This window comes from Helicobacter sp. UBA3407 (assembly GCF_949747025.1).
GTDB classification, from domain to species: Bacteria; Campylobacterota; Campylobacteria; order Campylobacterales; family Helicobacteraceae; genus Helicobacter_D; species Helicobacter_D ganmani.
Window position 1 is genome coordinate 1 of sequence record NZ_CATKCB010000102.1, and the last position, 9,450, is coordinate 9,450.

Annotated in this window: 8 protein-coding genes; 2 read left to right on the plus strand and 6 right to left on the minus strand. The window is 38.1% G+C overall.

Annotation, left to right across the window (positions count from 1 at the left end; genetic code table 11):
• Nucleotides 1-216: 216 nt before the first annotated feature.
• From Q1553_RS02790 to Q1553_RS02815, 6 genes are all read right to left on the minus strand, one after another.
• Nucleotides 217-912 (minus strand): ABC transporter ATP-binding protein, encoded by a 696-nt coding sequence (locus Q1553_RS02790; protein ID WP_115551379.1) that lies wholly within the window; start codon nucleotides 910-912, stop codon nucleotides 217-219.
• Nucleotides 899-1,672, minus strand: a complete 774-nt coding sequence (locus Q1553_RS02795) for an ABC transporter ATP-binding protein (RefSeq protein WP_115551378.1) — start codon at nucleotides 1,670-1,672, stop codon at nucleotides 899-901. Before Q1553_RS02795 ends, Q1553_RS02790 begins: the two co-directional genes overlap by 14 nt.
• Nucleotides 1,672-2,856: a branched-chain amino acid ABC transporter permease gene (locus tag Q1553_RS02800; RefSeq protein ID WP_300691208.1), complete on the minus strand. Its 1,185-nt coding sequence runs from the start codon at nucleotides 2,854-2,856 to the stop codon at nucleotides 1,672-1,674. The genes Q1553_RS02795 and Q1553_RS02800 overlap by 1 nt, the downstream gene beginning before the upstream one ends.
• Before the next feature lie 8 nt (nucleotides 2,857-2,864).
• Entirely contained in the window at nucleotides 2,865-3,764 is a 900-nt protein-coding gene (locus Q1553_RS02805; protein WP_297570998.1) for a branched-chain amino acid ABC transporter permease, read from the minus strand.
• Between the two features lie 37 nt (nucleotides 3,765-3,801).
• Nucleotides 3,802-4,917 carry an ABC transporter substrate-binding protein gene (locus Q1553_RS02810; protein ID WP_298496472.1) on the minus strand — a complete coding sequence of 372 codons (1,116 nt, stop codon included), beginning with the start codon at nucleotides 4,915-4,917 and terminating at the stop codon, nucleotides 3,802-3,804.
• A gap of 147 nt (nucleotides 4,918-5,064) precedes the next feature.
• Complete coding sequence (locus tag Q1553_RS02815; protein WP_297571002.1) at nucleotides 5,065-5,607, minus strand: YceI family protein; 543 nt, start codon at nucleotides 5,605-5,607, stop codon at nucleotides 5,065-5,067.
• Nucleotides 5,608-5,832: 225 nt separating this feature from the next.
• On the opposite strand from Q1553_RS02815, the gene Q1553_RS02820 reads away from it, so the two are divergent.
• Nucleotides 5,833-7,941: a methyl-accepting chemotaxis protein gene (locus Q1553_RS02820; protein WP_297571004.1), complete on the plus strand. Its 2,109-nt coding sequence runs from the start codon at nucleotides 5,833-5,835 to the stop codon at nucleotides 7,939-7,941.
• A 113-nt stretch (nucleotides 7,942-8,054) separates the two neighbouring features.
• Complete coding sequence (gene ffh / locus Q1553_RS02825) at nucleotides 8,055-9,395, plus strand: signal recognition particle protein (RefSeq protein ID WP_297571006.1); 1,341 nt, start codon at nucleotides 8,055-8,057, stop codon at nucleotides 9,393-9,395.
• Nucleotides 9,396-9,450 lie beyond the last annotated feature (55 nt).

Here is a 9,450-nt window from a genome sequence, read left to right on the forward strand (position 1 = left end):
TAGGACTGAACAAAAAGAAATGTTAGAAAATGTGCTAGGAGTTTTGGAATCTGAAACTGCTATTCAAAGAGGCTTATATATGGGAGAGACAGAAAGCCCAGCGCATTTTGAAAAGCGCAAAACACAAGCGGCAGAATCTTTAAGCGCAATGTTGCAAAATCTCAAGGTTTAATTCTAGTCTAGTGGAATCGCAAGATTTTTGATTGTAATTCCTTATTATCCGCCTAAATATCGTTTTTTAATCTCTTGATTTTCTAAAAGATTCTTTGCAAAATCCTCCATTACAATTTTGCCATTTTCTAGCACATACGCACGATTGGCGACTTTGAGTGCAGCAAAGGCATTTTGTTCTACAAGCAGAATCGTAATGCCATTTTCGCGCAAGTTTAAAAGAATCTCAAAAAGCTCTCCTACGACTTTGGGTGCAAGCCCGAGACTTGGTTCATCAAGCATAAGTAACTTTGGCTCACTCATTAAAGCTCTTGCAATGGCGAGCATTTGTTGCTCACCCCCGCTCATTGTGCCTGCCATTTGTTTGTAACGCTCCTTTAGGCGAGGGAAAAGCCGATACATTTTTTCGCGCATTACTTCAAAGTTTTCATCATTATGATACGCTCCCATACGCAAATTTTCATCTACGCTAAGATTGGTAAAAACGCGCCTTCCCTCTGGCACAAGCGCGATTCCGCGTTGGATAATTTTGTGTGTTGGAATCTTGGAGATATTTGCGCCAAAGAATCGGACTTTGCCTTTTGTTTTGACACTATGCACGATTCCATTAAGGGTTGAGGTTTTACCTGCGCCATTACTTCCGATTAAAGTAATAATCTCGTGTTCTTCAATATGGAAGTTAATGCCCTTTAAGCCCGAAATCAAGCCATAATGCACTTGTAGATTCTCAATTTGAAGCATAGAAGTCTCCTAGATAAGCTGCAATCACTTCGGGGTTGTTAATGGCTTCGTTGGGCGTGCCGCTGAAGAGTTTTTTGCCATAGTCTAGCACCAAAACTTGCTCACAAAGTTGATTGACAAAGGGCATATCGTGTTCAATTAACAAAATGCTTAAATCAAAGTCTTTTTGCATTTTTAAAATCAATTCGCAAAGCTCTTGCGTCTCTTTGGGATTCATTCCCGCGGCTGGTTCATCTAATAACAAAAGTTTTGGATTGGTTGCTAAGGCTCTTGCGATTTCTACTTTACGACTATTTCCATAGCTCAACGCGTTTGCATTGGTATTCCATTGGTTGCCTAATCCAATATAATCCAAAATCCACCGAGCTTTTTCCTTAATGCGTTTTTCCTCTTTAAAATATCTTCCTATGCGAAAAGCAGCTTCAAGAAAGCTATATTTTGCTTCATTGTGCAAACCAATGAGGACATTATCTAACACACTCATAGAATTAAAGAGCCGAATGTTTTGAAAAGTGCGCGCAATTCCTAAATGCACAATTGTATTTGGCTTATATTTAGAGATATTTTTGCCCAAAAAATGAACTTTTCCGCTATTTGGCTTATAATTTGCAGTAATAATGTTAAACATTGTTGTTTTGCCTGCTCCATTTGGACCAATTAATCCAAAAATTTGTCCTTGTTGCACACTAAAGCTTACATTATCAATCGCCTTTAATCCCCCAAAGGCAATACTGACATTTTCTAGTTCCAAAATTGCCATTATTGCGCCTTTTTAAACAATCTTAGTTTGGTAGGATTCAAATCCCAAACTTCGCGTTTGCCCATAATGCCCTCTCTAGCAAAAAGCATAATCACAAGCAAGATGAGTGAGAAAAACACCATTCTAAGTCCCGGATAAGAACCAAAATCATTTCCAAAAAAGACTAAAGGCTGGTCTAGAAATCTAAGCCATTCTCCCCCACCGATAACCAAAATCGCTCCCAAAATCGCTCCACTCGTGCTTCCTAAACCCCCAAGCACAATGATGATTAAAAGCTGAAATGTAAGCTCAAACCCAAAGATTTTTGGGTCAATCGTAGTGAGCCAAACTGCCATTAATCCGCCTCCAATGCCTTCTAGAAATGCACTTGTGGAGAAAGCAAAAGTTTTGATTTTGAAAGTGTTAATTCCCATTGCAATTGCAGCATCTTCATCGTCTCGGACTGCTTTCATTGCGCGTCCATATTTAGAATAGACGATTTGCAGGATTAAAATTACTGAAGCGGTGGCAAAGATTCCACTCCAAAAAAAGACTGTGATGTTTGCTCCATTACCAAACGCGTGGATATAAAGGAAATTAAAGAATCCTTGTAAAGGTGAATCGTTCGTGCTAAGGTTTAAAAGCAGTTTTTCTATCGCACCGACAATGGAATCGTGATTATTTGGAATTTCATTTAAGCCAATCGCCCCGTTCGTCCATTCTGGATTGTTAATTGCTAGGATTTTGATAATAAAACCAAAGCCAAGCGTTACAATCGCTAAATAATCCCCGCGCACGCGAAATACAGGAAAAGAAAGCAGAATCGCAAGGATAGCTGCTACGATTCCACTACAAAACAGAGCGGGCAATAACTCGCTATACATACTCAAAATAAAAGGGTGGGGGTCTGCTAGCTGAAACATTCCCCATTTCAAATCCGAATCTAACAACATTAATGCGGTGATATATGCACCAATCGCTACAAACCCGTTTGGTTCTAAAGAAAGCTGCCCTGTTACGCCATTAATCAGATTGTAACTCACCGCTAGAATTACAAAAATAAGAATATTGTTAAAAATTCTTAAGGCATAATCTCCCAACAAGCTTTGTGAAGCAAAAAGCACGCAAATGACTAATACATAAATACTACAATGGAATCCCAAAGTCGCAATTGTTAGGCTATTTGTGTAAAGTTTCTTAAACATTTTGCAACCTAAAAACGACTTTTTTCTAAACGCCAATCGCCCATAATGCCGACGGGACGAAATAGCAATACAAGAATGAGGAAAAGAAATGCGAAAGCGTCCTTGTATCCTCCAAGGTCTGGGAAAAGTGCTACCGCCATAACTTCTGTAAAGCCCAAGATAAAGCCTCCAAGCACTGCTCCGCCTACACTTCCGATTCCACCTAAAACCGCAGCAGCAAAGGCTTTTAAGCCAATTAACACGCCCATAAGCGGGTCAATCGTGGGATAAGAAATTGCATAAAAAATCCCCCCGATTCCTGCTAAAGTGCTACCAATCGCAAAAACAATGGCGATGATGTGATTTACATTGATTCCCATTAAGCGCACGGTGTTAATATCAAATGCACTTGCGCGAATCGCCATTCCTTGCTTTGTGTGATAGAGAAAACGCAAAAGTCCTCCCAAAAGTAAAAGCGTAACCAATGGAATTATCAATGTAATAATGGTTAGACTGATACCAAAAATATCCAAAGATTGTGAGAAAAATGCTGGAGCATTAAAGAATCTAGGTGTAGAGCCAAAGAGGACATTAAAAAGATTTTCCAAAAAAAAGCTCACTCCAATGGCGGTAATCAGCATAGAGATTCTAGGTGCATTGCGTAAAGGTGTGTAGGCAATCTTGTCAATCGCTACACCTAGGATTCCACACAAGACAATGGATAGAATCGCAGCAGCATAAAAAGGCAAATTAAAGGAGCTAATGGCAAAAAAAACGAGAAATGCTCCTACCATCATAATATCTGCGTGGGCGAAGTTAATGAGGCGCAAACAACCATAAACCATTGTATAGCCAATCGCGATGAGCGCATACATACTGCCCAAGCTTAAGCCATTAATACATTGCTGAAAAAAAGTCAAAAAGTCCAAACTCTAAACCTTAAAATTTACAGAATCTTAAAAGTTTTTATGGTTCAATCGTGGTTTTATAAACTAAGTTACCACCTTGCACTTGATTAATCACCGCACTGCGGATAGATTCGCCATTTTTCAAAGAGAATTTACCACTTATGCCATCATAATCTTTGACATTGCGGATTTTATCATTAATACATTCGCGATTCTCCGCACCGCATTGTTCAATCGCAGCTACAGCAATCCCATAAGCATCCGCAAGCATAATACTAAAAGAGCTTACAGGTTCATTGTAGGTTTTTTTGTAATCCTTGATGAATTTCTCGCCTTTGGGGGTTTGTTTGGAGTTTGTAGAATAATAATCCGTTACCATATAGCCTTCCCCTGCTTCTTTGGCAACATCAAAGAAAATTTTGTTTGAAACTAAGCCATCTCCCCCAATAGTTGGGACATTTAATCCTAATTGCTTGGCTTGAACCGCAATCAGTGCGCCCTCGTTATAATAGATTGGCAAATAAAGAACATCGGGATTCTTTGCCTTAATGCTTGAAATTTGCGCTTTGAAGTCTTTAGTCCCTGCTTGAGCGTTGGCTTCAATGATGATTTCGCCGCCTAAAGTTTTAAATTGATTTCTAAAAGCACGTGTAAGTCCGATAGAGTAATCACTGCTATTATCAAACAAAATAGCTGCCTTTTTTGCACCTAAATCTTTGAAAGCCAAGTTTGCTGCAATTAACCCTTGAAAGCTATCTGCAAAAGAGACGCGAGAAACGAAGTTTTTGCCCTTAGTTACGCGGTCATTAGTCGCCACAGGAGCAATTAAAGGCGTTTTGCTATCGTCTGCAATTTTTGTCATTGCAAGTGCATTGGTGGAAATCATAGGACCAATAACAACGCTGACTTTGTCGCTTGAAACGAGTTTTTGCATTGCATTTGCGGATTCTATTTTATCGCTCTTATTGTCAATAAAAATAATTTTAATCTCTTCACCATTTTTAGTTTTGCTTTGTGCCTTGTAAGCTAAGTCAATTCCGCGTTTTCCAAGCTCTCCAAATCCACCTACTGCACCACTTGCAGGCAAAACGACACCGATTTTTACTTCTCCTGCTAAAAGATTGCTAGCAAAGATTCCGCACGCCAAATAGAGGGTTACAAAAGTCTTTTTCATTGAAAATCCTTATATTCAAAGATAAAAGCTAATCTTACAATATTTTTTTTAAAGACACATTAAGTATTTATGGGGATTGTTGATTCTTGTAGAATCTCACAATGACAAGAGGTTTTGTCATTGTGTTTTATTAGGGTAGTTGTGTGGTTATTTTGCGTTTGCTTTAAGGTTTAAAGTAATTTTTACTTCATCACCCACAGCATTATCTTTGAAAATATTGTGCCAAGAGACATCAAAATCACTTCTTAGAATCTTGGTTGTGGCATTGATTGCTAGCTCTTTGCCATTGGGCTGGATTGTTGCATCAAGCACAATGGGTTTTGTTGTGGAGCGAATGGTTAAATCGCCATAAATCTTGCCTGCTTCAAATTTTGTCATTTTGAAAGTCATATTAGGATATTTTTTGGCATCAAACATATCCTCTGCTTGCAAATGCGCGTCTCTTTTGGGGTTTGCAGTATCCACTGAAGTTATATCTACAACACCCTCTAAGATTTTTAAAGTGCTAGAAGCTTGGTCGTAATCAATTGTTGCACTAAATTTGTTGAATTTACCATCTACTTGTGTTAGTTTAAGGTGGGAGACTTGAAAATCTATTTTTGAGTTTGCAGAATCAAGTGCATAGGGAGCTGCAAGTGCTGGGAGACTAAGAGCCGCTGCTAAACTAAGAGAACAGAGAAATTTTTTCATTGAAAATCCTTTTGAAATTAAAATTTAAACTCTGAAATTATAGTCCATAAAAAATAATCAATGGTAAATAATGACAAATATTTTATAAAATATAAAATTCTAAAATTAAACTTAACTTTAAGAAAAAGTTAAAATTATCTTAACAAAAACTTCACACATTTTTGAAATAAACTTAATAAAGCACGAGTAAAATTTGCATAACTAAATTTTTAAAAGGATATTCTTATGTTTAAGAGTCTAAGACTAGGGACGAAAATCACATTGATTACGAGTTTTATTGTTTTGCTTGTTATGGGGACATTGACTTTTGTTATTAGTTATGAATCTGCTAAAGTTTTGCAAAGCGAAGCCCACAAGCTACTAGTGAGCGCAAACTCAAGGGCAATCAATCGCTTAGAGGGTGCGATTCAACAATCTTTTATGGCATTAGAGACCGCAGAGGGTATTACCTCATCTATCATTGCAAACGATAGTGATGGAATCGTAAGTCGGGATTTGCTAAAAGATGTCGTTATGCATATGATTTTAGATAATGAATGGGCATCTTTTGCTTATCTTTATATTCCCGGGCAGTCTATTTATAGTAAGAAGTCGGTTGCGGAATCCACGACAGACTTTTTGTTGCCAAATGGTGAATTTATGATATTAATGGATATTGATAGAGAGCGCAACGATGGGGTAAATATACTTCAAGCCGATGAGGACATTATCCATTTGCCTTCGGTTAAAAACGCGCTAGAGACAAAAAAAATCTCTTTTGATGATCCTAGAAAGTTTGACATTGATAATCTGGTTGTGTTTGGTTCTAATATCTCCGCGCCTATTTTTGATAAAAATAATAAGGTTATTGGTGTAATTGGAATCATAATGGACTTGCAACAAATCTCTAAAGTCGTCCTAGACCCTAAACGTTCAGCTTTTAAGGGAGATAGGAAGTTTCTACTCTCTCAAAATGGCATTATCCTAATCCACCCTGATTCCTCGCTGGTAGGGAAAAAACTCATAGAGAAAAACAATCATAGTAGTGTGGATATGCTCCTAAATCTCCTAAACTCTGGCAGAACTACCGCAATAGAATATGTTGGACCAAATGCGACAGAAAATTACGCAGGAGTCTCGCATTTTCAACTTTGGGAGGATATTGACACGACTTGGACACTTGTTACGGTTGCACCTAAGGAAGTTATCTATGAGCCATTAAACAAGATTGAGACGATTATTGTTTTCTCTGCGATTGTAGCGTTGCTAGTGATTTCTCTAACGATTTGGCTTTATACAAAGCAATATATCACAAATAGAATGGCGAATCTCAGCGAGCTTTTATCGGATTTCTTTGATTTTATAAACCACAAGACAGACAAGGCTCCACATTTTGCAAAAATCTTAGCAAAAGATGAGATTGGTAGTATGGGAAATTTAATTAATAAAAACATACAAAGCACAAATGAAAGCTTGCAAAAAGATGAATCAATGGTGCAACAAGTCATTGCTGCGGTAAAAGAGATGAAAGAGGGAAATTTGAATCTAAAATTAAATGCGATTCCTAATAATCCAAAGCTGTTAGAGTTGCAAGAAACTTTAAATGAAATGCTACAAGTCTTGCAAGTCAAAGTAGGCTCTAGTTTAAATCAGCTACAAGCAGTCTTTAGTGATTATAGGAATTTAAACTTCACTGCAAATGTGGAGAATCCTAAAGGAGATATGGAAGTTTCTTTAAATGCCATTGGAGAGGAGGTTAAAAATATGCTAGAAGTTTCCTCTAAATTGTCCCTTTCTTTAAAGGAACAGAGTCAATCTCTAAATGATTGTGTCCAGCATCTAATGAGTGCGAATGAAAATCAAGTAAATAGTCTAAGTCGCTCTTCAGAAAATACCGAGAATATCACAATTTCTATGCAGTCTATTAATGATAAGACTTCAGAAATTACGCGACAAGTAGAGGATATAAAAAATGTCGTAAGCATCATTAATGAGATAGCCGAGCAGACGAATCTCTTAGCACTCAATGCCGCGATTGAAGCAGCAAGAGCAGGAGAACACGGAAGAGGTTTTGCGGTCGTGGCTGATGAGGTGCGCAAACTAGCCGAACGGACGCAAAAGAGCTTAGGAGAGATTGGCGCAAATGTCAATGTGCTAGTGCAGGGCATTAACGATATGGGCGAATCGGTAAAGGAGCAGACAAAGGGCGTAGAGCAAATCAATGAGACAATTTCACATCTCAATAGCATAGCAGAGAATAATCAAGAAATAGCGAATAAAACAGAAATGGTTGCACAATACATAGATGAAATCGCAAATGAAATCACTCAAGATATGGAGCGAAAGAAGTTTTAGATTTTAGGCAAATCCGCTTGATTTGACAATGTTTAAAGATATGAATATTTTAAGCAAATCTAATGTAGAATCACGCTTTTTATCTTTAAAATTACAAATACAAGGCTATTAAGTTGTTTGGTGTTATTACAGAAAGTTTCCAAAGTGCAATTAATAAAATCCGATTCCAAGATGATGAAAAGGCGTTAAAACGCGCATTAGATGAGCTCAAAAAGTCTTTGTTAAAATCCGATGTGCATTATAAGGTTTTAAAAGAACTTTTGGGTGAAATTGAGAAGAAAACAAAGCTTGCAGGAATAGGAAAAGAGAATTTTTTAAGCGCATTAAAAGAATCACTAAATACGATTCTTACTGCACCGGGTAATTATGGGTTTATTTTTGCGCCCAAGCCCCCAACAATCGTATTAATGGCGGGCTTACAAGGAAGCGGGAAAACAACAACAACCGCAAAACTTGCTAATTATCTCAAGGGCAAACAAAAGAAAGTTTTGCTTGCAGCTTGTGATTTGCAGAGACTAGCCGCGGTGGAGCAGTTGCGACAATTAGCCTTGCAAGTGGAAGTGGATTTTTTTCATTTGGAGGGGAAAACCCCCATAGAAATTGCAATACAAGCTAAACAAAAGGCAGTTGAGGGGCTTTATGATGTGTTGCTTGTGGATACTGCCGGGCGATTGGCGGTTGATGAAGCCTTAATGCAGGAGTTGCAAGGCATTAAAGCGGCGATTAATCCTAATGAAGTCTTTTATGTGGTGGATAGTTTAAGCGGGCAAGATGGTGTCAAGAGTGCTGGAATCTTTCATCAGAAAATGAACTTAAGCGGAGTAGTTTTAAGCAAATTTGATGGAGATAGCAAAGGTGGAATTGCACTTTCTATTGCGCATCAGCTTGGGATTCCATTGCGCTTTATTGGTGTGGGTGAGAAAGTTGCGGATTTAGAGGTTTTTATTCCTGAACGCATTGTAGGGCGGTTAATGGGGGCAGGGGATATTCACTCTTTGGCTGAAAAAACTGCTGCCGTAATTAGCGAGAAAGAGGCAAAAGACATTTCTAAGAAAATCAAAAAGGGCAAATTTAACTTTAATGACTTCATTGCGCAGTTGGATAATATCAAAAAAATTGGTTCTATGCAGTCGATTCTCTCAATGTTGCCCGGTTTAGGTAATATGGCAAGTGCGCTTAAAGATGTGGATTTAGACAATTCTAAAGAGATGAAACAAATCCGCGCAATGGTTTTTTCAATGACGCCAAAAGAGCGCGAGAATCCGGATTTGCTCAATGGCAGTCGCAAGAAGCGCATTGCAATGGGCGCAGGGATTGATGTTAGTGATGTGAATCGCTTTTTGAAGCAGTTTGAAAGTGCAGCAAAAATGGCAAAGAAATTTTCTAATAAAGGTGGAATGGGAGATTTGATGAGCCTAATGAAAGACGCAAAAATGGGGCAACTTAGGAGATAATCTGCATTTTGTCGGCGTTTGAACTTTGTCTAGTGGTAGGCTTATGTTAAGATGA

What these genes read in the sequence shown, in the direction of transcription:
- Q1553_RS02820 (WP_297571004.1), top strand. Translation starts at nt 5,833, where the DNA reads ATGTTTAAGAGTCTAAGACTAGGGACGAAAATCACATTGATTACGAGT.
- Q1553_RS02810 (WP_298496472.1), bottom strand. Translation starts at nt 4,917, where the DNA reads ATGAAAAAGACTTTTGTAACCCTCTATTTGGCGTGCGGAATCTTTGCT.
- Q1553_RS02800 (WP_300691208.1), bottom strand. Translation starts at nt 2,856, where the DNA reads ATGTTTAAGAAACTTTACACAAATAGCCTAACAATTGCGACTTTGGGA.
- Q1553_RS02790 (WP_115551379.1), bottom strand. Translation starts at nt 912, where the DNA reads ATGCTTCAAATTGAGAATCTACAAGTGCATTATGGCTTGATTTCGGGC.
- Q1553_RS02815 (WP_297571002.1), bottom strand. Translation starts at nt 5,607, where the DNA reads ATGAAAAAATTTCTCTGTTCTCTTAGTTTAGCAGCGGCTCTTAGTCTC.
- Q1553_RS02795 (WP_115551378.1), bottom strand. Translation starts at nt 1,672, where the DNA reads ATGGCAATTTTGGAACTAGAAAATGTCAGTATTGCCTTTGGGGGATTA.